Source organism: Amorphus coralli DSM 19760, assembly GCF_000374525.1.
GTDB classification, from domain to species: domain Bacteria; phylum Pseudomonadota; class Alphaproteobacteria; order Rhizobiales; family Amorphaceae; genus Amorphus; species Amorphus coralli.
Genome location: NZ_KB894570.1, coordinates 350,892 through 374,343, shown reverse-complemented (window position 1 = coordinate 374,343; position 23,452 = coordinate 350,892). Strand labels below are relative to the sequence as shown.

Here is a 23,452-nt window from a genome sequence, read left to right as displayed (position 1 = left end):
TCCGGTGCCAGCTGACGGTCGGCGTCGCGCGAGGGCAGCGGCGCGGTCGATCCTTCACCGGGGATCTCTTCAAAAGACAGGAGAAGCAAGACGAAGACCAGCAGGATTTTTCCGCGGCAGAGGGGAACAATTCTCTCCGAGCAGAACGGCCCTACTCCACGGTGACGGACTTGGCGAGATTCCGCGGCTGATCGACGTCCGTGCCGTTGAAGACGGCCGCATGGTAGGCAAGCAGCTGCACCGGCACGGCGTGAACAATCGGGGCGACCAGCTCTGGTACGGTAGGCATCACGATGGTCTCGTGGGCATCCGAGCCGGCTTCGTTGGCGCCGCGCTCGTCAGTGATGAGGATGATTCTGCCGCCGCGCGCCGCGACCTCCTGAATGTTGGAAGCGACCTTCTCGAAGACCGCGTCATGAGGGGCGACCACGACCACCGGCATCTCTTCGTCAATGAGAGCGATCGGGCCGTGCTTGAGCTCGCCGGCCGCGTAGCCCTCGGCATGAATGTAGGAGATTTCCTTCAGCTTGAGCGCACCCTCTAGCGCCAGCGGAAAGCTCGTCCCTCGTCCCAGATAGAGCGCGTTCTTCGCGTGCGACAGATCCCGGGCGATGCGCTCGATCTCGGCCTCCTGCCGCAGCGCATCGGCTACGTATCCCGGTGTCTCAGCGAGCGCACGAACCGCAGCCTTGAGGGCGTCCGGCCCGAGCGTTCCGCGAGCCTGCGCCGCATGCACGGCCAGCGAGGCGAGCACCGCCAGCTGACAGGTGAAGGCCTTGGTCGAGGCAACCCCGATCTCCGGGCCGGCCAGAGTCGGCATCACCACGTCGGATTCGCGCGCGATCGAGGACGTCGGCACGTTAACGATGCTGGCGATGGTCTGTCCGCCGGCCTTGCAATAACGCAGGGACGCGAGCGTGTCGGCGGTCTCGCCGGACTGGGAAATGAACAGGGCCGGATTGCCGGGTGCCAGCGGCGTCTCGCGATAGCGGAATTCCGACGCGATATCGATATCGACCGGGATGCGAGCGAGTTTCTCCAGCCAGTAGCGGCCGATCAGCCCGGCATAGTAGGCGGTGCCGCAGGCGGACATGGCGATCCGCTGCGCACCGCGGAAATCGATGGAAGCCGCCTCGTCGAACCGGACGGTCTCTTCGGAAAGGTCGACATAGTTGCCGAAGGTGTGACCGAGCACGGCTGGCTGCTCGTGGATCTCCTTCGCCATGAAGTGACGATAGTTGCCTTTCTCGGCGAGAGAGATGCTGGCGGGCGTCGGGGTATCCTCCCGGCGGGTTTCGGCTCCGGTTTCGTCGAAGATCCGGACGCCGCCGCGGCTGAGGAGGGCCCAGTCGCCCTCCTCCAGATAGATCAGCCGATCCGCGAAGGGCGCCAACGCAATGGCATCGGAGCCCAGATAGGTTCCGTCCTCGGCAAGGCCTATGGCGAGCGGACTGCCCACGCGCGCCGCTGCGATCAGGTCGTCCTCGCCCTCGAAAACGATAGCGAGCGCATAAGCGCCCTGCAGCTTGCCGAGCACGGTCCGCACCGCGGCTTCCGGCGCCAGGCCGCGGTCCAGCGCCCCGTTGAGCAGATGGGCGATGATCTCGGTGTCGGTGTCACTCTCGATGCGGGCGCCGCTTGCGACAAGTTCGTCCCGCAGGGCCCGATAATTTTCGATGATGCCGTTGTGGACGACGGCGACGCGACCCGCCACGTGCGGATGGGCATTGGCTTCCGTCGGTGCGCCATGTGTAGCCCACCGCGTATGGCCGATACCGGCGGTGCCGATCATCGGATCGCCATCCAGCACCTTCTCGAGGTTGCGGAGCTTGCCGGCCGCCCTCCGCCTCTCGACATGCCCTCCGGCACCGAGAGTGGCGATACCGGCCGAATCATAGCCCCGGTACTCGAGCCGCTTCAGGGCGTCGAGCAGCAGCGGGGCAGCCGGCTCACGGCCGAGAACACCAACGATTCCACACATACGAGAGAGGCCTCTTCCGATCCGACTCAGCACAGATGCGATCCGGCAGGGTGATAACCGGTGGCGCCATCGAGGTGTGAATCAATCCAGATTGCGAAGTGTGACCGGTTCGGCCGGATCCTCAGGCAGGCTTCGGCTTTTCACCGCGCGCCGCGATCGGAGAGCGGTCCGGTTTGACCACCTGGCGCCCGCGCGCAATGGCCAGAGAAGCTGCAGGGACGTCGTCCGTGATGACGCTTCCGGTTCCCACATAAGCGGTGTCGCCGATGGTCACCGGGGCAACCAGGGCCGAGTTGGAGCCGATGAACGCTCCCTCCCCGATCACCGTGCGAAATTTCGAGACACCATCATAGTTGCAGGTAATGGTCCCGGCTCCGATGTTCGCCCCGGCGCCCACGGACGCATCGCCGACGTAGCTCAGGTGGTTGATCTTCGCGCCGACGCCGACCTCGGTGTTCTTGGTCTCCACGAAGTTGCCGATCTTGCCCTTCTCACGCACCACGCTGCCGGGGCGCAGACGAGCGTAGGGACCGATCGAGGCGCCGGCCTCGACCACGGCGCCCTCGAGATGGCTGAAGGCGTGTATCGCTGCGCCGGTTCCGACCTTGACGCCTGGGCCGAATACCACGTGGGGCTCGATCACGGCATCAGGCTCGATCACGGTGTCGGCAGAGATGATCACCGTGTCCGGCACCTGCAAGGTCACGCCGGACGCGAGCAGGCGCTGGCGTGCACTGGCCTGGAACGCGGCCTCGGCCGCAGCGAGCTGAGCCCGATCGTTGACGCCCATCAGTTCGGCTTCGGCGGTGATCTCGACGGAGACGACGAGCCCCTCCTGCCGGGCGATCGCGATGGCGTCGGTCAGGTAGTACTCGCCCTTGGCATTGTCGTTGCCGATCGCCTCCAGAAGCGGCAAAAGCCGACCAGCGCGGACGGCGAGCATGCCGGAGTTGCAGAGCGTGATGGCACGTTCCGCGTCGCTTGCCTCACGCTCCTCGCGGATGGCGACCAAGGCTCTATCCTCCATGACCAGCCGGCCATAGCCGGACGGGTCCTGCGCCTCGAAGCCAAGCACGACAAGGTCGGCCCCGGCGGCAAGGCCAGCGCGGAGCCGGGCAACGGTGTCGGACGTCACGAGCGGCACGTCGCCGTAAAGGATCACGACGTCGTCGAGGTCGTCGGTCACGGCGGGGGACGCCGCTCTGACGGCGTGAGCGGTTCCGAGACGCTCGGTCTGCTCGAAGACGGCGGCGGCCGGATCGAAGGCCGTGACGGCCTTGGCAACGGTTTCGGCGCCATGGCCGACCACGACGGCGCGCCGCGCGACGTCGGCCGCCTCGGCTGCCTTGAGCACGTGGCCGATCATCGGCCGACGGGCAATCTCGTGCAGAACCTTGGGCGTTTGGGAGCGCATGCGCGTGCCCTCGCCAGCCGCCAGGATGATCGCCAGGCAGGAGCGCTCGGTCATCGGGTCCCTCGATCTGCGCTGTCTACGGAATGGGAGGCCAGAACGTGTCGAGAGGCCGGGCTTCCGTCAAGAGCGTGACGCAAATCACTGATCAAGCACGGTTGTCTTGCTCTGGTCGTGTTCCTCGCCCACATTAGCAGCCATGCTGGGGTTCACCGCGCCATGGGCGCAGGCCACGTCCAGACCGAACCAATTTCCAGAGGTCCTCACATGAATTCTCTCCGGGTTTCCGGTTCTGCCGCGCTTGCGATCGTACTGGTCGCCACGCCGCCCGCCCTCGCCTTCGACCCCTCCGGCAACACCGTCGCGGACGCCTTCCTTTCCGCCATCGAGCCCCAGGACGGCGGCTCGCTGACCTATGACGGCGTCGAAGAATCCGGATCGACGGTGACGATCAACGGCATCAACGTCGTGTTCACCGGCGAGGATGGTGGCGGATCCGCCGAACTTGGCTCGACCGCGATCGAAAATGGCACGGTCGGTGCCGACGACGCGCTTTCGGCCGACCGGGTCCAGATCGACGACATCACGATGAAGCAGGACGACGACCCCGCCACGATGACGGCGAAGTCGTTGCTTCTGACCGAGCCGGAGATTCCGACCGAGGCGGATGCCGACGCCTCCGACGACCCGAGCTCGCGAATCACCAACTACGAACGCGCCGAGCTGACCGAAATCGTCTTCACCGATGAAGGTGGTTCGACGCTGCCAATCGGCAAGATCGTTGCCCAGGTCACCGAGCGCACCGACGACGGAGAGCCGCGCGGCGGAACGCTGACCATCGAGAACGCGGTGGTCGACACCGAAACCCTCGATGACGAGGACACCAGGAAGCAGCTCACCGACCTCGGCTACGACAAGGTGGTGATCGGTGCCACCGCCACGGCCGACTGGGTCGAGGCCGACGGGACCACGACGCTCGACGAGCTGACCATCACCGCGGAGGACATGGGCACAGTCTCGATCTCCGGCCGGTTCCTCGGCTTCACGCCGGACGTGCTCGCCCAGCTTCAGCGCGACGACAACGACTTCAACCAGCTGATTCAGGCGATGCAGGGTGTCAGCGTCTCCAACCTGGCGATCCGCTACGACGACAGCTCGCTGGCTGAGCGGGCCATGACGCTTGCCGCCAAGGAGCAGGACGTCACCAAGGCGGAGTTCATCGACACGCTGAACATGCAGGCCAGCCAGATGCTGGCGATGCTGGAGAACAAGCCCTTCGAGGAGACGGTTTCCGCGGCGCTCAAGGCGTTCCTTGCGGCCCCGGGGTCGCTGGAGATCACCGCCAACCCGCAGCAGCCGGTGCCGTTCGCCCAGCTCGTCGGAACGGTGATGATGGCGCCCCAGACGCTGCCGACGGTGCTGGCCGTCGACGTGACGGCCAACGAGCCGCAGACCGGCGCCACGGCGGGCCAGCCGACGCCAGACGGCGCCACCGACCAGTAAGGCGTCTGCCCGCCACGAGGCGACTTCGCGCCCGCCGCACCGGTATCCCGGTCGGCGGGCGTTTTCGTTTCAGACAGGATCAACGAGAGAGGCCCCCTCCCATGCGACCGGGACCGCGCAATCACCTCATCGACGTTGCCGGGCTGGCCGTGGGCCACGCCGAGGACCACCGGGTGAAGAGCGGTGTCACGGTGGTCGTACCGGACGAACCGGCGGTCGCGTCCGTCGCCGTCCTCGGCGGCGCACCGGGGACCCGGGAAACGGACCTCCTGGCGCCGGAGCAGATGATACCGGCAGTGGACGCGATTGTGCTGTCGGGTGGCTCCGCGTTCGGGCTGGCATCCGCAGACGGCGCGCTGGCAGCACTCGCCGCGATGGGCCGCGGTGCCGAGGTCGTCGGCTTCAGGGTCCCCATCGCTCCGACGGCAATCGTGTTCGACCTCGCCAATGGAGGCGACAAGGCGTGGGGCGATGTTCCGCCCTATCGCGATCTCGGCGCAACGGCCGTCCGCGCTGCCTCTTCGAACGACGACCGGATCGGCACGGTGGGTCTGGGCACCGGCTGCACCACCGCCGACCTCAAGGGGGGGCTCGGCTCCGCTTCCACGGTTCTGCCGAGCGGCCATACGATCGCGGCGATCGTCGGGGTGAACGCCGTCGGGACCGCAACAATCGCCAGCGGCGAGCACTTCTGGGCCGCGCCCTTCGAGCTCGACGGGGAATACGGCAATCGCGGAATGCCGCATCCGCTGCCGGCGGACGCCAGCCGGCTCATCACAAAGCTCGATTCCGTCAAGGCTGGCGCCAATACCACCATCGCAGTCGTGGCCACCGATGCCACGCTGACCAAGGCGCAGACCAAGCGGCTTGCGATTGCCGCCCATGACGGCTTTGCCCGGGCACTGTGGCCGGCGCACACGCCCTATGATGGCGACACGATCTTTGCGCTGTCGACGGGCAAGCGGCCCATCGCGGACGCTCTGTTCGAACCCATCGAACTGGGAGCGGCGGCCGCGGCGACGCTTGCACGAGCGATTGCACGCGGGGTGCATGCCGCGCATGCCGCCGAGGGCGACACGCTCTCCACCTGGCAGGAGCGGTTCGGCTGACGTTTACTCCGCCGCCTCCAGGATGACGCGCCTCGTCGGCGCGGCAGGGTTGTCCGGCTCATTGGCCTCCAGGCGGGACAGGAGCATCGCGCGCTTTCGGTCCGCCGCTTCCATAGCGGCTTCCTTGATCGGTCCGTAACCCCGGATCTGGTCCGGGATACGGGCGATCTCGACAAGGAGACCGTAGTTGGCGTCGCCCAAGTGGGAGAGGATCAGGTCGACGTCGGCGCGAGTGCGGGCAATCAGGGCTCGCTCGGCCTTGCGTTCGCTGGAATAACCGAACGGATCCAGTGGCGTGCCGCGCAGCGGTTTCAGGGCGGCAAGCACACGGAAGGCAGAGAAGATCCACGGTCCGAAGGCGCGTTTCTTCGGGCGCCCCGTCGCGGGGTCGGTCTTCGACAGGAGCGGCGGCGCCATCATGACGGAAAGCCGCTTGGGATCGCGAAAGGTGTCCTTGAGCCGGGCCTTGAAAGCAGGCTCGGAGTAAAGGCGCGCCACCTCGTACTCGTCCTTGTAGGCCATCACCTTGTAGAGGCTTTCCGCGATCGTCCTGGTCAGCCGCAGGGTGCCCTGCCCCCTCTCCTCGTCGGCGATCCTCACCTTCGCAACAAGATCGCGGAAGCGGCGGGCATAGCCGTGCCCCTGGTAGCGAACGAGTTCCTCCGACAACACCGCGATACGCTGATCGAGGGACTCTTCCTCCGGATGCTCCTCTTTCGGCAGCGCCTCGGCGAGCGCTCCGGGATCGGCGGCGGCCACGCGACCGACGGCAAACGCCTTGAGGTTCTTGTCCACCGCTGCGCCGTTCAGACGGATTGCCGTCTCGATCGCCTCGAAGGAAAGAGGGATCTCGCCCTTCTGCCAGGCGGCGCCGGCGAGGATCATGTTGGTGTAGAGCGCGTCGCCCATCAGGCGCTCGGCAAGGTCGGCCGCGTCCACGGCTGTAAAGTCGCGGCTGCCCTCTTCGAGCGTCTTCTTCAGGCGCGCCTCCTCGAAGGAGAGCGTCTGCTTCATGACGAACTCGGCCGTCGGCGCGACATGGGTGTTGGCAACCGTCGCTGTACCCTCGGCTTCGGCCAGACCCAGCACGTCGGCCGAGCAGGCCACCAGCATGTCGGCGGCGAGCAGCACGTCGAGGCTGGCGGTCGGGATGCGCGGGCCTTCGATGTCCCGCCCCTTCGGTCCAATACGCAGATGCGATGTGACCGGTCCGTTCTTCTGGGCCAGGCCGGTAACGTCGAGCGTGGTGACGTTGAGGCCGTCGATGTGACCGGCCATGGCCATTACCGCGCCGACGGTGGTGACGCCCATGCCACCGATGCCGGCGACGAGGATGTTGCGTGTGGCGGTGGGAACGTCGGGCGTGGGTCGAGCGAGCCGGGCGGCCATCGCGTCGATATCGAGGTGGGCGTCTTCCGCGGTGACCAGATCGGCGCCTTCGACCCACACGAAGGACGGGCAAAAGCCCTTCACGCAGGAGAAGTCCTTGTTGCAGCTCGACTGGTTGATGCGCCGCTTGTGGCCGAACTCGGTCTCGAGCGGCTCCACCGCGATGCAGTTCGATTGAACGGAACAGTCGCCACAGCCCTCGCAGACACGGGAGTTGATGAACAGCCGCTTGTCGGGGTCCTCGTAGCCGCCCTTTTTGCGGCGGCGACGCTTCTCCGCCGCGCAGGTCTGGTCGAAGATGATGGCGGAGACGCCAGGATAAGCGGCCAGTTCCTCCTGGGTCGGCATCAATTCACCGCGGTCACGCACCGGCGTGCCGGGAGCGAGGTCGGTGACGCCCTCGTAGAGATGCGGTCGCTCGGACAACACGACGATCTTCTCGACGCCCTCTGCCGCCAACTGGCGGGAAATCTGCGGAACCGACAGCGGCCCGTCGAAGGGCTGACCGCCGGTCATCGCGACGGCGTCGTTGAACAGGATCTTGTAGGTGATCGGAACGTTGGCGGCGACGGCCTGACGGATCGCCAGGATGCCGGAGTGGAAATAGGTCCCGTCACCGAGGTTCACGAACATGTGGGTGTCGTTGGAGAAAGGCTGCTGGCCGACCCACAGGACACCCTCGCCGCCCATGGCGATCTGGCCGTCGGTGGTGCGGCCGTTGATTTCGGTCATCGCATGGCAGCCGATACCCGGCTGGGCACGGGCCCCCTCCGGCACCACCGTGGACGAAGAATGCGGACAGCCGGCGCAGAAATAGGCCGACCGCTGCGCCTTCTCGGCATGGCCGCCGGCCCAGGCGGAACGCATGACGAGGCGTTCCGCCACCGAGCGCATGGCGCCGTCGTCCTGGACCTCCGGCACGAACGCGAGCAGCGCCTCGACGATTTCAGGAGCCGGCAGCTCCAGCACGTCGGAGAGGAACGGCGCGCCGTCCGGCGTTTTCTTGCCCCAGATGCGCGGGCGCTGATCTTCAGGCCAACCGTAAAGCAGCTCCTTGATCTGCGGCTCCATGAAGGCGCGCTTGTGCTCGACCACCATCAGCCGGTCGAGGCCGCGGGCGAAGGCTGCGATCCGCGAGGGCTCAAGCGGCCACGGCATGGCGACCTTGAAGACGGCGAGCCCGATGCGCCGCGCGACCGCCTCGTCGATGCCGAGCAGCTCGAAGGCCTGGCGCAGGTCGCGGTAGGCCTTGCCGGAGGTCACGATGCCGTAGCGGGGGCAATGCGAACCGAAAGCGACACGGTCGAGCCCGTTGGCCCGGACGTAAGCCTGCGCCGCGGGCAGCTTGTGCTCTCGAAGGACGCGTTCGGTTTCCAGCCGGTTCTTGAGCAGGAGAACCCGGTTGATATCCGCTTCGCGACGCGGGTCGTGCTCATCGGGTGTGACGATGGCAAGCCGCTCCGGGTCGACGGAAACGAGACCGGAGGAATCCATCGTGTCCGCAAGGCAGAGAATGCCGGTCCACAGGCCGGAAAAGCGCGACATGGCGAGGCCGTGCAGGCCGTAGTCGAGCACGTCCTGGAGATCGGACGGGTTGAGGATCGGCATTTCGAAGTTGAGCAGGCCGAACTCGCTCTGGGCCGGCAGGATCGACGACTTGGCAAGGTGGTCGTCGCCGCAGAGCGCCAGACAGCCGCCAAGCGGCGCGGTGCCGCTGGCATTCGCCTGTTTCAGCGCGTCGCTGGCGCGGTCGACGCCCGGGGCCTTGCCATACCAGATGCCGAAGACGCCCTCGTGTGTGGAGCCTTTGCCGTGCAGGCCCACCTTCTGGGTACCCCAGACGGCGGTCGCGCCGAGCTCCTCGTTGACGCCGGGCGTGAAGACGATGTCGTGCTCGCCGAGCAACGTCTTTTCGCGCGCAAGTTCCTTGTCGAGGCCGCCTAGCGGCGAGCCGCGGTATCCAGAGTAGAATCCCCCGGTCCGGTGGCCGGCCTCGCGGTCCGCGCGGATCTGATCGAGGCCGACACGCATGAGCGCCTGAATCCCCGTCATGTAGACGGTGCCGCGCTCCAACCTGTACTTGTCGTCCAAGGATACGCTGACCGGTTGTGCCGTCATATGGCCTCCCGCAAATCCCGATGTGTGGAAACGCGCCCGATCAGCCTTTGGTTGCCCGGCCATTTTCACGGATCCGGGAGGCCATGTCCGGCCTGCCGTCGGGCGGGCGAACGGACGGATGCCGCCCTCGCCTGCCTTCAGAAGGATAGTTTGTTCTCATTCGAGGGAATTTCTGTGCTATCCTCGCGGCGCAGGGTGCACAAATGAGAAGACTGATCCGAAATGAAAGCCTCACCCGGAACAACGCATCTCGATCCCGCCGACATTCGAGTGCTGCGAATCCTGCAACGCGATGCATCGCTTTCCATTGCAGAGATCGCGCGCCAGGCCGGCATGAGCCAGACGCCCTGCTGGCGGCGCATCAAGAAGCTCAAGGACGGCGGTGTCGTGCGCCAGATCGCGGCACTGGTGGATCGTGAGGCGGTTGGCCTGCAGTTCGCGTCCTATTCGTTCGTCAAGCTGTCGATCCCGAGCCGGGACAACATGGAAGAGTTCGATCGGATGGTGAACCGCTGGCCGGAGGTTGTGCTGTGCGAGCGCATCACCGGCGCGGTGGACTATCTGCTGAAGATCGTCGCCGAGGACATCAAGGACTATGACGACTTCCTGCGCCTCAAGCTTCTCAACAATGAGCTGGTGTCGGACGTGCAGTCGCGCATCGTCATCGCTACAGTGAAGGACACACCGGCGTTGCCGATCCGGGAAACCTAGTTTTGATCAGGAAAAGCGTGCCGGCGAATAGGGCTCCGGGTCGACCAGCGGGCGCGACCAGGTGACGAGGTCGGCCAGCAGGTGACCGGCCGCCGGCCCTTGCGAGAAGCCTTCGTGGCCGTGGCCGAAATTGAACCAGAGTCCCTGATGGTTCGGCGCCGGACCGATGGCGGCGAGTGAATCCGGGAAGCACGGCCGCGAGCCCATCCACGGCGTTGCCTCCACCGGCGCGCCGAGTGGAAAAAGCTCCCGCATGGCGGCCTCCGACCGCGCGATCTGAACCGGGGTCGGCCGACTGTCGTGGCGGGCGAACTCGACCCCCGTGGTCAGTCGGATCCCGTCCAGCATCGGCGTGACCAGACAGCCATTCTCGATATCGACGACGGGCCGCGAAAGTGATGCCTCGCCAGCCGGCGCGTAGTGACGGTGGTAGCCGCGCTTGGGCGCCAATGGCAGGTCGTAGCCAAGCGGTTTCAGGGCCGCCTTCGACCAGATCCCGAGACAGACGACCACCTGATCAGCATGCACCGTTTCGCCGCCCACTCCGATCTCGAAGCCTTTGGCAAGGGGACGGATCTCGGCGATCTCCCGTTTCAGGAAGCGGCCGCCGTTGGCGATGAAGTGCTCCGCATAGGCCTGGGTGACGCGGCCAGGGCTGGCAACGGATTCCGTTTCCGGAAACAGGATGGCGCGGTGAAAGGCGGGCTCAAGGTGCGGCTCGATCGCAAGGGTCGCGGCCGTGTCCAGCACCTCGAACGCGACGCCGGCCGCACGCGCCTTTGCCAGCAGCCGCTTTTCCGCCCCGGCGAAGCCCTCCGGTGTTCGAAAGATGCGCAGCCACCCGGTCTGGCGAAAGAGATGCTCGGCTCCGGCCGGACCGGCCAACGCATGGTGCGCGCGGACGACCTCCCGGGCGAGGCGGTCGGCGATGGTCGCGTACCGCTCAACAACGGCCGGAGCGGAGTTGCGCCTGAGCGCTGCGAGCCAGGGCGCGAAGCCTAACAGGTCGCGCAGGTGATAGTGGGCGGCAACCGTCCGGTTCAGCGCGAAGGGCCACAGCGCCTGAACTCCTTGCGGAAACAGCACAGGTACCAGCGCGTCGCGCGCCACGACGCCGGCATTGCCGTAAGACGTCTCCTCGCCCGGCTCCCGCCGATCGATCAGGAGCACAGTGCGACCGCGCTGCAAGAGATGCAGGGCCGTCGACACCCCGACGATACCGGCACCGAGAACGGCGATATCGGCGCGCTCGGTCATCGGTTATCCTCGTTATCCTGGCTGGGCGGGTCGCAACTCGGGGGACGGCCTGTAAAGTGTGCGCAAATCGCGTCCTTCTCGCAAGCCGCGCGCGTCCCGCGCATCTGCTCCCCGCCCCGCCGAGATTGTCGCAACGCGCCGGCTTTGCTATGGCCGAGCCTCCTTCCCCCTCGGAGCTGACGAAACGATGATCCCCCGCTATTCCCGCCCCGCCATGGCCGCGATCTGGTCGCCGGAATCGAAATACCGCATCTGGTTCGAGATCGAAGCGCACGCCGCGGACGCCCTGGCGGAGCACGGCGTCATCCCGAAGGAGGCCGTGGCGGCGGTCTGGGAGCGTGGCGGCAACGCCGAGTTCGACGTCGACCGGATCGACGAGATCGAGCGCGAGGTGAAGCACGACGTCATCGCCTTTCTGACCCACCTGTCGGAAATCGTTGGCCCCGAGGCGCGCTTCGTCCACCAGGGCATGACCTCGTCCGACGTGCTCGACACCTGCCTCAACGTGCAGCTGGTGCGTGCCGCCGACATCCTGCTGGAGGACCTCGAGCAGCTTCTCGCCGCCATCAAGCGCCGCGCCTTCGAGCACAAGTACACGCCGACCATCGGCCGCAGCCACGGCATCCACGCCGAGCCGACCACCTTCGGCCTCAAGCTCGCCCAGGCCTATGCCGAGTTCGACCGCTGCCGCACCCGGCTGGTGACGGCGCGTGAGGAAGTCGCCACCTGCGCGATCTCCGGCGCCGTCGGCACCTTCGCCAACATCGCTCCGGCGATAGAGGAGCATGTCGCCGCGAAGCTCGGCCTGAAGGCGGAGCCGATCTCCACCCAGGTGATCCCGCGCGACCGGCACGCAGCCTATTTCACCACGCTCGCCGTCATCGCCTCGTCGGTGGAGCGGCTGGCGACGGAAGTGCGCCACCTGCAGCGTACCGAGGTTCTGGAAGCGGAGGAATATTTCTCCGAGGGCCAGAAGGGCTCGTCGGCGATGCCGCACAAGCGCAACCCGGTTCTGTCGGAGAACCTGACCGGGCTTGCCCGCATGGTGCGCGCCTATGCCCTGCCGGCGCTGGAGAATGTCGCGCTCTGGCACGAGCGCGACATTTCTCACTCGTCGGTGGAACGGATGATCGGTCCGGACGCGACGGTGACGCTGGACTTCGCCCTCGCCCGGCTGACCGGCATGATCGACAAGCTGCTGATCTATCCCGAGCGGATGCAGAAGAATCTCGATCTCTTGGGCGGACTGGTCCATTCGCAGCGCGTGCTTCTCGCGCTGACCCAGGCGGGCGTGTCGCGCGAGAGCGCCTACCGGCTGGTGCAGCGCAATGCCATGCCGGTCTGGCAGGAGGGCGGCGACTTCCGCGCGCTCCTGAAGGCTGACAAGGAGGTGGCGGAAAAGCTGTCGCCGGAGACCATCGACAGCCTGTTCGATCTCGACCACCACATGGCCCACGTCGACACCATCTTCGAGCGCGTGTTCGGGGCCGATGGAGCCGCCGCATGAAAACGTCCGACGCCGAGCTCCTGATCCTGCCGGGTCTGGGCGGCGGCACGCCCGACCACTGGTATTCCCGCTGGGAGGAGAAGCTGAGGTCGGCGCGGCGGATCGTGCCCGCCGACTACGACGCGCCTGACAGGCAGGAATGGACGGATTCCCTCGCAGCCGCCGTGAAGGCAGCGAAGCGGCCGGTCGTACTGATCGCCCATTCGCTGGGAACGGTCGTGGCGGTCCAGGCAGCGGCGGAAACCGGGTTGCCGGGCGTGGCCGGTGCGTTCCTGGTGGGCGTCCCGGACGTGGAGCGCAACGACATGCCGGCCGAGGTCCATGGCTTCGCGCCGTTGCCGCGCGATCCCCTGCCCTTTCCGTCGCTGATGGTGGCGAGCCGCACCGACCCATGGTGCTCCTACGAGCGCGCGGAAGACTTCGCGGCGAGCTGGGGCTCGCATCTGATCGACGCGGGCGAAGCGGGCCACATCAACGACGAAAGCGGTCACGGCCCTTGGCCGGAAGGCCTGACCCGCTTCGCCATGCTGATGAAGCGCGTCGGCTAAGGCCGGCGCATCGCGCAGGCGCCAGCACGTAAAAATCTGCAGACAAGCGCCCGAAAGGAAAGAGAAATCGGGGCCAAATGCCCCGATTTCAGGCGCCTCAACCCGGCTTGCGGCCCGTAGCCAGCATGGTCAGACCGGGGATCATTTCCCGCACCTCGACACCCTCGAAGCCCGCGCCGGTCATCATGTCGGCGAGCGTTGCCTCGTCGAGACTGCGCGCCGTCGGCGTGAAGGCCGTGTGCTGGAGCTGCCAGAGAGCGGCGAGCTTGGGGCCGGTCCGATCCGCGTCCACCACGAAATCGTGGACCATATACAGGCCGCCGGGCGTCAGGGTGTCATAAGCGCGACGCACCAGGCGGTCGTGCTCTTCACCCGGCACGCCGGAGAAGAGGTAGGACATCAGGACCGAGTCCTGCCCGGCCGGCCAGTCCGTCTCCAGCGCGTTGCCGTCGACATAGGAAACCCGGTCAGCGAGCCCCGCCTCGGCGACATACTCTCGGCCGAGCGCGGCGACGTTCGGGAAGTCGACCACCGTCGCGGCTAGGTCCGGATTGGCCTTGCAGAGCGTGATGGCGTAGGCGCCGGTGCCACCCCCCACGTCGAGGAGCGTCCTCGCGCCGGCCAGGTCGACGCTCTTGGCAAGGCCTCGCGCCGGACCGAGCGAACCAGCGTGCTGGCTTTCCGAGTAGATCCGGGCCTGCTCGGGATCGGAGAACCACTCGGCGTAGCTGCCGGTCGCATCCTCGGGCAGACGATTGGCCAGCGCCGGTTCGATCTGGTCGAGCAGTCCGTACATCTGCCGATCCACCTGCAGACGCAGGTAGTCGCCGAAATCGTACTTCGCGCCCTTCACCAGGAAGGCCTCCGCCGCCGGCGCGTTGGCGAAGCGGCCGTCCTCGACCGACACCAGGCCGAGGGAGGCGACCGCCGTCAGCAGCGTCCGTGCCCTCTCCGCCGGCAGGCCGGCGGCCTGTCCAAGCTCCTCCGCCGTCATCGGCCTCTCGGCGAGATGGGTGAACACGCCGAAATGAAGCGCGGCGAACAAGGCCTTCGAGCCCATGAAGCCGAAGGCGATGTCGGAGATCTCCTCGGCCGTGGTCAGGAGGGTCATGGGGCTGGTATCTCGCAAGCTGTTTCGGATGCCGGGACCATAGCTGCAATGGCACGCGCACGGCCACCCCGGGGCGAGAGAGAGTCGCGCGCCTTTTCCGAATACCCTATTCTATTCGGGTATTTACGCCGGCCTCTTGAAGCCCTGGTCTGTAAGCGATGCGCCAGACGGCCTACTCATCCGGTTCGACGCGCCCATCCGTCCCGACCCAGCCGTGGGCTGAAATGTCGAACACGACGCCTTCCGGATCCTTGTACTTGCGCTCGGAATTGCCCTGCTTCGAGCCCGCGAGTTCGAAGAAGAATTTGCCGCCAGAGGCCTCGACGCGTGCCTCGTACTCGGCGACGTCGTCGACCTGGATGCCGAAATGGTTGAGACCGGCCATTCGGTCCAGTTCCTCGCCGGTCTTGTCGGAAAAGTGCAGCAGCGCCAGGTTCACCACGCCGTCGGTCAGGTAGTTGGCCGTGCCAGTCCCAATGGTCTCGGAGCCGGCGAACTCGAGCTCGAAGTTCGACTTGTAGAACTCGGTCATCGCTTCGAGATCGCGAACGACGATGGCGAAGTGGCGCAGGCGCGGCTTCATGGCGGAATCCAATCTTGTTTCTGGCGGCCTCCGGTGTGCCGCGCGAACAAGAAGGCTAGCCGCCCACCGCTTTGCCGGGGAGGCCGCGTTTTACTGGTAGAACATCAAATGCTGGTGGCTTCCCCGACTACCCGCTCATGCGGATCCGAAAGAAGGCGCCAACGGGTTCGTCCTAGCCGGAGATCCGGGAGAAATCGGCCACGGCCGCGGTTGCAGCCGGAATGGCGCTCAGAAGCTTCAGCCGGTTTTCGCGCAGGGCCGGGTCGTCGGCGTTGACAAGGATCTTGTCGAAGAAGGCGTCGACGGGCCCGCGCAACGAGGCCAGCGCCTCCATCGCGCCGGCGAAGTCCTCCGCGGCGACGGCCGATGCCGCCTTTTCTCGAGCCGGGCCGATAGCGGCGAACAGTGCCTTCTCCTCCGGCTCCTTCAGGAGCCCGGCGTCAGGTTCGCCGTCGAACGTGCGGCCGTCCTTCTTCGCCTCGGCGCGCAGGATGTTGGCTGCGCGCTTGTAGCCGGCCAGCAGGTTGGCACCGTCGTCGGTGGCCAGGAAGCCGCCCAGCGCGTCGATACGGTGGGTGATCAGCAGGAGATCATCGGACGCACCTTCCTTACCCTCCAGAACGGCGTCCACGAGATCGTGGCGCGCCCCCTGATCGCGGAGCTGGACCTTAAGGCGATCCATGAAGAAGGAAAGGAGATCCAGAGGGAGTTTAGACAGCCGTCCTAACGAGTAACTCTCTGAGGCTATTCTTTCGAAATTTATCTGCTTTCCATGCGACTTCATAAACCCAACGGTGACTGATTCTGAATCTACATCTCCAAGATAGTAGAAAATTTCATCATCCTCGGGAATCTCCCAAACTTCAAAATCAATATGTGTGTCTCCATCCTCGTTGGTACTGGACCACGAGAACGGCGAGAACCACGAATCAAGGTAAGTAAATACATCGACACCCGGCTTCCTGTGCAGAAGTCGCAGTGCATTGCGGTCACTTCGAACCAATCGCTCGTGCCCGCTTCTGAAAACTGAACGTAGTTCCAGCCGCAACCCGTTCTCCAGAATGATCCGGATGACGCCGAGTGCCGCGCGGCGGAGCGCAAACGGGTCCTTGGAGCCGGTCGGCTTCTCATCGATGGCCCAGAATGAGACCAGCAGGTCGAGCTTGTCGGCGAGCGCAACCGCGATGGACACAGGCTCGGTGGGTACGCCGTCCGACGGGCCGGCGGGCTTGTAGTGGTCCTCAACGGCCGCGGCGATCGCGGGGTCAACGCCCTGAGCCTCCGCGTAGCGGCGGCCCACATAGCCCTGCAGCTCCGGAAACTCCCCGACCATGCCGGTGACGAGATCGGCCTTCGCAAGTCGCGCGGCCTCTTCCGCCGCGGCCGGATCGGCGCCCACCATCGGCGCAAGCGCCCTGGCGAGTGCGGCGACGCGCTCGACACGCTCCGCCTGCGATCCCAGCTTTTCGTGGAAGGTGACGGCCTCAAGCCGTTCCGCGTGGTCGGCGAGCGGCGTGTTGAGATCGGTCTTCCAAAAGAATTCCGCATCCGACAAGCGGGCGCGGACGACGCGCTCGTTGCCGGCGACGATGGCAGCACCGCCGTCGGTCGCCTCGATGTTCGAGGTCAGCACGAAGGCGTTGGCGAGGCTGCCGGTCTTCGGGTCGCGCAGCACGAAGCACTTCTGGTTTTCGCGGATGGTAAGCCGGATCACTTCGTCAGGCAGCGCCAGGAAAGCCTCGTCGAAGCGACCGATAAGCACCACCGGCCATTCGACCAGGCCGGCGACCTCTTCCAGCAACCCCTCGTCCTCGACGAGATCGAGGTTGAGCGCCAGCGCCCGGTCGCGCGCGTCATGCACGATCATCTGCTTGCGCCGGTCGAGATCGAGCACGACCCTGGCGCTCTCCAGCTTCGCCACGTAGTCGTCCATCCGGCGCACCCGGAACGCGTCCGGCGCCATGAAGCGATGGCCGCGCGTTTCGTCGCCGGAGGCGATTCCGCCTACCTCGAAGCGCACGACTTCCGGGTCCTCGGTCTCCGTCCCGAAGGTGCAGACGATGGAATGCAGCGGACGCACCCAGCGCAGCGCACCAGCTTCCGCAGAGGCCGCGCCCCAGCGCATGGACTTCGGCCAGGGAAACTTGCGAACCACCTCCGGCAGAAGCTCGGCAAGGACCTCGGCGGCGTCGCGGCCCGGGGTCACGATGGTGGCCTGGTAGAAGTCGCCCTTCTTCGGGTCGGAGACGATCTCGGCCTCGTCGACGGAGGCAAGTCCGGCGGAGCGCAGGAAGCCTTCCAACGCCTTCTCCGGGGCGCCGACGCGCGGACCCTTGCGCGCTTCGGTCTTCTCCGGCGACCGGCCTGGCACGCCCATCACATGCAGACAGAGCCTGCGTGGCGTCGCCGTTGCCATAGCGCCCTCGTAGACGAGGCCCGCCTCAACGAGACCGTTGGTCACCAGCGACTTCAGGTCATCGGCCGCCCGGCGCTGCATGCGCGCGGGAATTTCCTCGGAGAAGAGTTCAAGCAGGAGTTCGGGCATGGGGACGTGGGCGCTCGGGCTGGGAGGCGAAAAGATGTGACCGGCGACACTGCCGGACCGTGGCTGCGGACATAAACTGAGTTGGCGCGCGAGACCAGAGGCGGCGGATCATCTCAGCGTCGCTTTCGCTTCACGCCGTTGCCGTCTTTGCGAGCCTACGCTGGCTGCACAGGCTGGCCCGGGGTCTGGGGGATCCTGCACCAGAGGGAGAGACCACAATGACGACCGGTTTCCGGACATCCGCCGCGACGGCCCTTGCCGTAGCAGCGATCCTTGCTGCCGCGGCGCCTTCGGCACGTGCTGCCGATGTCGAAGGGTCCAGCGATCACCCGCTGCTGGGCCGCTACGAGGGCGCCGAGATCACCCAGTATTTCCAGTCCGCCTACGACGAGGTCAGCCTGCCAGCTGCCAAGATCACCAGGGAAAATCTCAAGGATCCGGGCTCCTGGCAGATCGACCGCGCCGGTCGCGTTACCAGCATCCGCTACGAGGGTCCGCCCGGCCGCTCGCCGCTCGAGGTGATGCGCAACTACCAGAAGGCACTCGAGGAAAAGGGTTTCGAGATCAACTACTTCTGCCGTCAGACGGAATGTGCTGATGTGAGCCTGTCCGAGATATGGGACGCGGGCCGCGGCAAGCTGGGCCTGACGACCAACTGGAACACCTCGATCTACATGCTGGCGGAGCGATCCAAAGACGGGCAGCAAGACAGCGTCGCGCTGCTCGCTGTGGAGACCGGTGGCAATCTGGAGCGCGAGCCACAAATCGCGGCCACCATCGTCGAGGGCGAGGCGATGGAAACCGACAAGATCACGCTCGTGGAGGCGGGCGACATGGAGAAGGCCTTTGCCAGCGAGGGCAAGATCGCCGTCTACGGCTTCCATTTCGACTTCGACGAGGCGGACCTGAAGCCGGAATCCCAGCCTCAGGTGGAGGAGCTCGCCACGCTTTTGCGCGACAATCCAGAGATGAGGATTCTCGTCGTGGGCCACACCGACGGCAAAGGCGGCATGGACTACAACCTCACCCTCTCCCAGGCCCGCGCCCAGGCCGTTACCACTCGGCTGGCTTCCGGCTACGGCATCGACGCCAGGCGGATGACGGCGGCGGGAGCCGGAATGATGGCGCCGGTTGCCACCAACCGCACGGAGGACGGACGATCGAAGAACCGCCGGGTGGAGATCGTCGAGATCGTGGCGAAGGAGTGAGGGTGGGCCGTTCATCGCGGCGCGAGCCGGGGTCCAGGGCGACGGAACTCCGAGTCCGTCACCTGCGGCCCTGGATCCCCGCGTGCGCAGGGATGAGCGGAGGATGGTGCGGGCTCTCACCATCAAATTCGGCCCATCCGGACTACTCCAACAGAGCGCGACCGCGCGACGGCCGGAGGCCGCCCCCGCGGAGCCGGTGAGCGAAGCGAGCTCGGCGTGAGCGGTAAAGGATTAGGCCGCCACCGGCTCGGCGCCACCGGCGTGAGTCGCCAGCCAGGCTTCGCCGCAGGCGCGCGCCAAGGTGCGGACCCGCAGGATGTAGCTCTGGCGTTCCGTCACAGAGATGACGCCGCGCGCATCGAGCAGGTTGAAGATGTGGCTCGCCTTGATGCACTGGTCGTAGGCGGGTTGCGCCATCAGGTGGCGACGGTTCTGGCCCTCGCCCGTCCAGCCGGCATCGACCAGCGCCTGGCATTCCTTCTCAGCGTCGCGGAAATGGCGCAGGAGAATCTCGGTATCGGCGTATTCGAAATTATGCCGGGAATATTCCTGTTCGGCCTGCAGGAAGACGTCGCCGTAGTTGACGCGCTCGGCGCCCTCTCGGCCGTTGAAGTTCAAGTTGTAGACGTTGTCGACCCCCTGCACGTACATGGCCAGGCGCTCCAGCCCGTAGGTAAGCTCTCCCGCCACCGGTGAACACTCGAAGCCGGCCACCTGCTGGAAATAGGTGAACTGCGACACTTCCATGCCGTCGCACCAGCACTCCCAGCCAAGTCCCCAGGCGCCCAGCGTCGGGCTTTCCCAGTCGTCCTCGACAAATCGGACGTCATGGACGCCCATGTCGATGCCGATCGCCTCCAGGCTCTGCAGGTAGAGCTGCTGCAGGTTCGGCGGGCTCGGCTTCAGGATCACCTGAAACTGGTAGTAATGCTGCAGACGGTTCGGGTTCTCGCCGTAGCGTCCGTCAGTCGGTCGCCGTGAGGGCTGGACGTAGGCGGCGTTCCACGTCCGGGGCCCAAGCGCCCGCAGCGTCGTTGCCGGATGAAAGGTGCCCGCTCCCACCTCCATGTCATAGGGCTGCAGAACAACGCAGCCCTGAGCTGCCCAGAAGCGCTGCAGCGTCAGGATCAGCCCCTGGAACGAGGTCTTCGGGGAAAGCGGGTCGGTCTCGGTCATCGATGGCTTCGGGCGGTTGGCAGCGCCGCAGGGCGCAGGCGGGACTCGATCGGATTCGGACGATATGGCGAGAACGGCCACGTCCGGGGAATGTCGGCGGCACGCTATGCACGCCCCCGCGCCCGGTCAAGCGCGTGACCCGCGTCACCTTCGAAGCGTTCCGGCGTGCCGGCCATCACAGTCCAGCGCTTGTTCCCTGCTCTGCCCCTGTTGTCCCGCCTGGAAGTACCGAATTCTCCTCCTGTCGCTTGGCATCGCGATCGGGCAAGGGAGAACACCATGACGTCGCACGGAGCACTCACAGCCATCAGCCTTCCGATCCTCGGAGCGCTGGGAAAGGGCCGCAGGGCCGCACTCTCCGCAAGCCGTCTCTCAGCCTCCCAGGAGCCCCACGCCGTGCCTTCGATCGCGCCCGTTCCCGCATTAGCGGGCCTGGCGGGCGTGCCTCACCAGCAGGCTTGAATGGAGGTTCGACATGTCCACGACCAGACTTACTTCAGTGGCGACATCCGCCCTCGTCATCTCAATCGTCGTGATGGCAACCGCCGCCACGGCGATGGCCCAGTCCAACGGCAACGGCGGTCGCGGCGGAGGGGGCGGTCACTCCGCCGGAGGCGATCGCGGCGGCTCGGAACGGGTCATCGTCTGCACCGGCTGCGCTGACCCGAACGCCTACATTGAGGATGGCGTCCTGAAATCCGGCGGCGGGCATGGCGGTGGTGCCGCGGCGCCAGCCGCCCTGCCGCGCTATCCCGGCACCAACAATCCGCGGCCTCGGACGATGCGGGCCTACCGGGCGAACGAGAGCTGCTACCTGCGCCAGGATCTGCTTCCGGATGGACGCATGGTGGTCTACCGCGACTGCGGCGAGGTCATTCGCCCCTATCGCTGATCGATGGGTGAATCGCGGCCGAAAAGAACGGATCGACAAGGGCCGAGGCGGAGAATGCGGACTGCACTCCGTCTCGGTCCACAGCGTTTCAGCGCGGGCGCCTCAGCGGACCTTTTCTGGCCGGTAGACACCGGTTGCCGGGTCCCGGGCCAGCCGGGCGCCCTGGTCATGGGACCGCGCAGCGCTCGGATGGCGCATGCGATCGCCGACGCGGTTCAGTTCGCGCTTGACCCAGCGGGAGCCGAGCCACGCCGCGCCGGCCGCGACCGCAAGAAAAACGAGCTGAGGCATGAAACACTCCCTTCGCGCACCCAGGACCGGTGAACGGCCCATCGAGGCACAATGGATCTAGGGATTGCGGCCGGCCGATGGAAGAGGCCGCCGCTGCGCCCGACCTCGCACAGCCGTTTAAAGGCCGTAGCGGCTCCAGAGCGAACGCTCCTCCAGCGCCGACAGCGCCTCTTCCGGCATGCTCCGAAAGTCCGGCAGACCGACGCCAGCAGGGGGCCGCCGGAACGGCATGGCGCGGGGTGCGGAGATAACCTTGAGGATCGTGTCCGCGCCATACCGCGCCTTCAGGACGGACCGCACGTCGCCGATCTGGTCGGCAAGGCCGAGGCCCACGGCGGTTCGGCCTGTCCAGAAGAGACCGGAGAAGAGGTCTTCCGCATCGGTCAGGAGATCCCCGCGTCGGCCCTTGACCAGATCCCGGAACTCTGCGTGCACCTCCTCCTGGAGATGCAACAGATGATCCACGTCCTCCTGCCGTTCGGGACGAAACGGATCCAGGATCGCCTTGCGGTCGCCCGACGTATAGACGCGGCGATCGATTCCGAGCTTGTCGATCAGGCCGACAAAGCCGAACCCCTGGGAAACGACGCCGATGGAGCCGACGATCGAATGTTCGTCGACATGGATCTCGTCGCCGGCGACGGCGATCATATAGCCGCCTGACGCACAGACATCTTCGACAAAAATCAGGACCGGCTTCTGCTTTTCTTCAGAAAGGGCCCGGATGCGCTTGTAGATCAGGTGCGACTGCACGGGAGAACCGCCCGGCGAGTTGATCACGATGGCAACGGCCGGAGCCTTCTTGACCGAGAACGCCTTCTCCAGGACCGGCGCCATGGTGCCGATGGTCACGCCCGGCCGCAGCGGCGTGGCCATGCCGATGGCACCGGAGACCCGAACGACCGGAATCACAGGCTTCGACTTCTTCCAGCGGGCCGGCAGGAGCGAACGGAGACTGTCGATCACGGCTGTGTCCTTTCATGTGCGGAGATTGAGCGGCGACGGCAGGCGATCGTCCAGATATGGGAAGAGCGCGCATCGGCACAACGCGCGCTCTCCAAACCTCCAAGGGAGGCCGTTGTCGGCAGAGGCAGGCTGCGGCGCTAGTGGTAGCCCTCGCCTTCCGCCAGCTTGCCGCGGAACGTCCAGTAGACGAAGGCGGTGTACATCAGGATGATCGGCAGCATCACGAGGATGCCGAACAGCGTGAACAGCTGGCTCGCCGGCACCGCCGCCGTATCCCAGACCGTCAGAGTGGGCGGGATGAGATAGGGGAAGGTGGAGATGCCGAGCCCCAGGAAGCAGAGCAGATAGAGGCCGACGGAGGCCGCGAACGCCTGGAAGCCCTTGTGGGCATCGATACCGCGCATGGCCACGAGGGCGAGTGCGGCCGTCGCCAGCGGAACCAGCCAGAGAACGTAGATGTTCGGCCGGGAGAACCAGCGCTCGGCGATGTGCTGGTCGAAGAGCGGCGTCCAGATCGACACCACGACGATGAAGATCAGCATCAGCACCAGCGCGGTGAATGCCCAGCCCCGCGCCTTGACGCCGGCCGTGCCGTCGACCCGCATCATCAGCCACGTCGAACCGAGAAGCGCGTAGCCGCAGATCAGCCCAAGCCCGCAGGCAATGGCGAACGGCGACAGGAAGTCGAACGGTCCACCGGAGAACTGGCCGTCGGTCACGGCGATGCCGTCCAACACGCCGCCGAGCACCAGCCCCTGACAGAAGGCCGCCACGATTGACCCGGCCGAAAAAGCGATGTCCCACATCTTGTGATGCGGCTTGGAGACGAACCGGAATTCGAACGCCACGCCCCGGAACACCAGGGCAAGGAGCATCAGGATCACCGGAATGTACATGGCCGGCATGATGACGGAGAAGGCCGAGGGGAACGCCACCCAGAGCCCGCCGCCGCCGAGGATCAGCCAGGTCTCGTTGCCATCCCAGAAGGGAGCCACCGAGTTCATCATGTGGTCGCGTTCGGCCTCGCTGCGGCCGAACGGAAACAGGATGCCGATGCCAAGGTCGAAGCCGTCGAGGATGACGTAGAGGGTGATCGCCGCGGCGATGAGGCCACCCCAGATGACGGGAAGATAGGTTTCCATATCG

At 66.0% G+C, this 23,452-nt stretch carries 18 protein-coding genes; 7 read left to right on the top strand and 11 right to left on the bottom strand.

From position 1 onward, the window contains the following. Window positions 1–151: 151 nt before the first annotated feature. Complete coding sequence (gene glmS / locus C507_RS0101675; RefSeq protein ID WP_018697914.1) at window positions 152–1,981, bottom strand: glutamine--fructose-6-phosphate transaminase (isomerizing); 1,830 nt, start codon at window positions 1,979–1,981, stop codon at window positions 152–154. A 121-nt stretch (window positions 1,982–2,102) separates the two neighbouring features. Next, window positions 2,103–3,449, bottom strand: a complete 1,347-nt coding sequence (gene glmU, locus C507_RS20050; protein ID WP_018697913.1) for a bifunctional UDP-N-acetylglucosamine diphosphorylase/glucosamine-1-phosphate N-acetyltransferase GlmU — start codon at window positions 3,447–3,449, stop codon at window positions 2,103–2,105. Window positions 3,450–3,659: 210 nt separating this feature from the next. Between glmU and C507_RS0101665 the strand changes: the two genes are divergently transcribed. Beyond that, window positions 3,660–4,895, top strand: a complete 1,236-nt coding sequence (locus tag C507_RS0101665) for a hypothetical protein (protein WP_018697912.1) — start codon at window positions 3,660–3,662, stop codon at window positions 4,893–4,895. 101 nt (window positions 4,896–4,996) lie between these two features. Further along, entirely contained in the window at window positions 4,997–6,004 is a 1,008-nt protein-coding gene (locus C507_RS0101660) for a P1 family peptidase (protein ID WP_018697911.1), read from the top strand. Window positions 6,005–6,007: 3 nt separating this feature from the next. On the opposite strand, the gene C507_RS20045 is transcribed toward C507_RS0101660, so the two are convergent. Continuing rightward, window positions 6,008–9,511 carry an indolepyruvate ferredoxin oxidoreductase family protein gene (locus C507_RS20045; RefSeq protein ID WP_051089669.1) on the bottom strand — a complete coding sequence of 1,168 codons (3,504 nt, stop codon included), beginning with the start codon at window positions 9,509–9,511 and terminating at the stop codon, window positions 6,008–6,010. Between the two features lie 222 nt (window positions 9,512–9,733). Here C507_RS20045 and C507_RS0101650 point away from each other — a divergent pair, with 222 nt between their 5' ends. Then, a complete protein-coding gene (locus C507_RS0101650) occupies window positions 9,734–10,222 on the top strand; it encodes an Lrp/AsnC family transcriptional regulator (RefSeq protein WP_018697909.1) in 489 nt (162 codons plus the stop codon). A 6-nt stretch (window positions 10,223–10,228) separates the two neighbouring features. On the opposite strand, the gene C507_RS0101645 is transcribed toward C507_RS0101650, so the two are convergent. Next, a complete protein-coding gene (locus tag C507_RS0101645) occupies window positions 10,229–11,479 on the bottom strand; it encodes an NAD(P)/FAD-dependent oxidoreductase (protein ID WP_018697908.1) in 1,251 nt (416 codons plus the stop codon). A gap of 187 nt (window positions 11,480–11,666) precedes the next feature. Between C507_RS0101645 and purB the strand changes: the two genes are divergently transcribed. Together purB and C507_RS0101635 are read left to right on the top strand one after the other, a co-directional pair. After that, window positions 11,667–12,986: an adenylosuccinate lyase gene (gene purB, locus C507_RS0101640; RefSeq protein WP_018697907.1), complete on the top strand. Its 1,320-nt coding sequence runs from the start codon at window positions 11,667–11,669 to the stop codon at window positions 12,984–12,986. Beyond that, window positions 12,983–13,534 (top strand): RBBP9/YdeN family alpha/beta hydrolase, encoded by a 552-nt coding sequence (locus C507_RS0101635; RefSeq protein WP_018697906.1) that lies wholly within the window; start codon window positions 12,983–12,985, stop codon window positions 13,532–13,534. Before purB ends, C507_RS0101635 begins: the two co-directional genes overlap by 4 nt. A 97-nt stretch (window positions 13,535–13,631) precedes the next feature. Here the strand turns inward: C507_RS0101635 and C507_RS0101630 are convergent, their stop codons facing one another. From C507_RS0101630 to glyS, 3 genes are all read right to left on the bottom strand, one after another. Beyond that, window positions 13,632–14,645 carry a methyltransferase gene (locus C507_RS0101630; protein WP_018697905.1) on the bottom strand — a complete coding sequence of 338 codons (1,014 nt, stop codon included), beginning with the start codon at window positions 14,643–14,645 and terminating at the stop codon, window positions 13,632–13,634. A gap of 172 nt (window positions 14,646–14,817) precedes the next feature. Next, window positions 14,818–15,228 carry a VOC family protein gene (locus C507_RS0101625; RefSeq protein WP_018697904.1) on the bottom strand — a complete coding sequence of 137 codons (411 nt, stop codon included), beginning with the start codon at window positions 15,226–15,228 and terminating at the stop codon, window positions 14,818–14,820. Between the two features lie 172 nt (window positions 15,229–15,400). Then, on the bottom strand, window positions 15,401–17,773 hold the full coding sequence (gene glyS / locus C507_RS0101620) for a glycine--tRNA ligase subunit beta (protein WP_018697903.1): 2,373 nt from the start codon (window positions 17,771–17,773) through the stop codon (window positions 15,401–15,403). 218 nt (window positions 17,774–17,991) lie between these two features. On the opposite strand from glyS, the gene C507_RS0101615 reads away from it, so the two are divergent. Further along, window positions 17,992–18,981 (top strand): OmpA family protein, encoded by a 990-nt coding sequence (locus tag C507_RS0101615; protein ID WP_018697902.1) that lies wholly within the window; start codon window positions 17,992–17,994, stop codon window positions 18,979–18,981. A gap of 231 nt (window positions 18,982–19,212) precedes the next feature. Here the strand turns inward: C507_RS0101615 and C507_RS0101610 are convergent, their stop codons facing one another. After that, complete coding sequence (locus tag C507_RS0101610) at window positions 19,213–20,157, bottom strand: glycine--tRNA ligase subunit alpha (protein ID WP_018697901.1); 945 nt, start codon at window positions 20,155–20,157, stop codon at window positions 19,213–19,215. 475 nt (window positions 20,158–20,632) lie between these two features. Here C507_RS0101610 and C507_RS0101605 point away from each other — a divergent pair, with 475 nt between their 5' ends. Further along, window positions 20,633–21,049 (top strand): hypothetical protein, encoded by a 417-nt coding sequence (locus C507_RS0101605; protein ID WP_156829119.1) that lies wholly within the window; start codon window positions 20,633–20,635, stop codon window positions 21,047–21,049. A 102-nt stretch (window positions 21,050–21,151) separates the two neighbouring features. Here the strand turns inward: C507_RS0101605 and C507_RS20040 are convergent, their stop codons facing one another. The 3 genes from C507_RS20040 to cydB all read right to left on the bottom strand — a co-directional run bounded on the left by C507_RS20040 (window position 21,152) and on the right by cydB (window position 23,448). Then, window positions 21,152–21,340, bottom strand: a complete 189-nt coding sequence (locus tag C507_RS20040; protein WP_018697899.1) for a hypothetical protein — start codon at window positions 21,338–21,340, stop codon at window positions 21,152–21,154. 117 nt (window positions 21,341–21,457) lie between these two features. Continuing rightward, the gene (locus tag C507_RS0101595; protein ID WP_018697898.1) at window positions 21,458–22,306 is read right to left on the bottom strand and encodes a S49 family peptidase; all 849 of its coding nucleotides are present in this window, start codon (window positions 22,304–22,306) and stop codon (window positions 21,458–21,460) included. Between the two features lie 137 nt (window positions 22,307–22,443). After that, on the bottom strand, window positions 22,444–23,448 hold the full coding sequence (gene cydB, locus C507_RS0101590) for a cytochrome d ubiquinol oxidase subunit II (protein WP_018697897.1): 1,005 nt from the start codon (window positions 23,446–23,448) through the stop codon (window positions 22,444–22,446). Between the last annotated feature and the right edge of the window lie 4 nt (window positions 23,449–23,452).

Coding starts and splice junctions, on each gene's coding strand:
- glmS (WP_018697914.1), bottom strand. CDS start 1,981: ATGTGTGGAATCGTTGGTGTTCTCGGCCGTGAGCCGGCTGCCCCGCTG.
- glmU (WP_018697913.1), bottom strand. CDS start 3,449: ATGACCGAGCGCTCCTGCCTGGCGATCATCCTGGCGGCTGGCGAGGGC.
- C507_RS0101665 (WP_018697912.1), top strand. CDS start 3,660: ATGAATTCTCTCCGGGTTTCCGGTTCTGCCGCGCTTGCGATCGTACTG.
- C507_RS0101660 (WP_018697911.1), top strand. CDS start 4,997: ATGCGACCGGGACCGCGCAATCACCTCATCGACGTTGCCGGGCTGGCC.
- C507_RS20045 (WP_051089669.1), bottom strand. CDS start 9,511: ATGACGGCACAACCGGTCAGCGTATCCTTGGACGACAAGTACAGGTTG.
- C507_RS0101650 (WP_018697909.1), top strand. CDS start 9,734: ATGAAAGCCTCACCCGGAACAACGCATCTCGATCCCGCCGACATTCGA.
- C507_RS0101645 (WP_018697908.1), bottom strand. CDS start 11,479: ATGACCGAGCGCGCCGATATCGCCGTTCTCGGTGCCGGTATCGTCGGG.
- purB (WP_018697907.1), top strand. CDS start 11,667: ATGATCCCCCGCTATTCCCGCCCCGCCATGGCCGCGATCTGGTCGCCG.
- C507_RS0101635 (WP_018697906.1), top strand. CDS start 12,983: ATGAAAACGTCCGACGCCGAGCTCCTGATCCTGCCGGGTCTGGGCGGC.
- C507_RS0101630 (WP_018697905.1), bottom strand. CDS start 14,645: ATGACCCTCCTGACCACGGCCGAGGAGATCTCCGACATCGCCTTCGGC.
- C507_RS0101625 (WP_018697904.1), bottom strand. CDS start 15,228: ATGAAGCCGCGCCTGCGCCACTTCGCCATCGTCGTTCGCGATCTCGAA.
- glyS (WP_018697903.1), bottom strand. CDS start 17,773: ATGCCCGAACTCCTGCTTGAACTCTTCTCCGAGGAAATTCCCGCGCGC.
- C507_RS0101615 (WP_018697902.1), top strand. CDS start 17,992: ATGACGACCGGTTTCCGGACATCCGCCGCGACGGCCCTTGCCGTAGCA.
- C507_RS0101610 (WP_018697901.1), bottom strand. CDS start 20,157: ATGACCGAGACCGACCCGCTTTCCCCGAAGACCTCGTTCCAGGGGCTG.
- C507_RS0101605 (WP_156829119.1), top strand. CDS start 20,633: ATGTCCACGACCAGACTTACTTCAGTGGCGACATCCGCCCTCGTCATC.
- C507_RS20040 (WP_018697899.1), bottom strand. CDS start 21,340: ATGCCTCAGCTCGTTTTTCTTGCGGTCGCGGCCGGCGCGGCGTGGCTC.
- cydB (WP_018697897.1), bottom strand. CDS start 23,448: ATGGAAACCTATCTTCCCGTCATCTGGGGTGGCCTCATCGCCGCGGCG.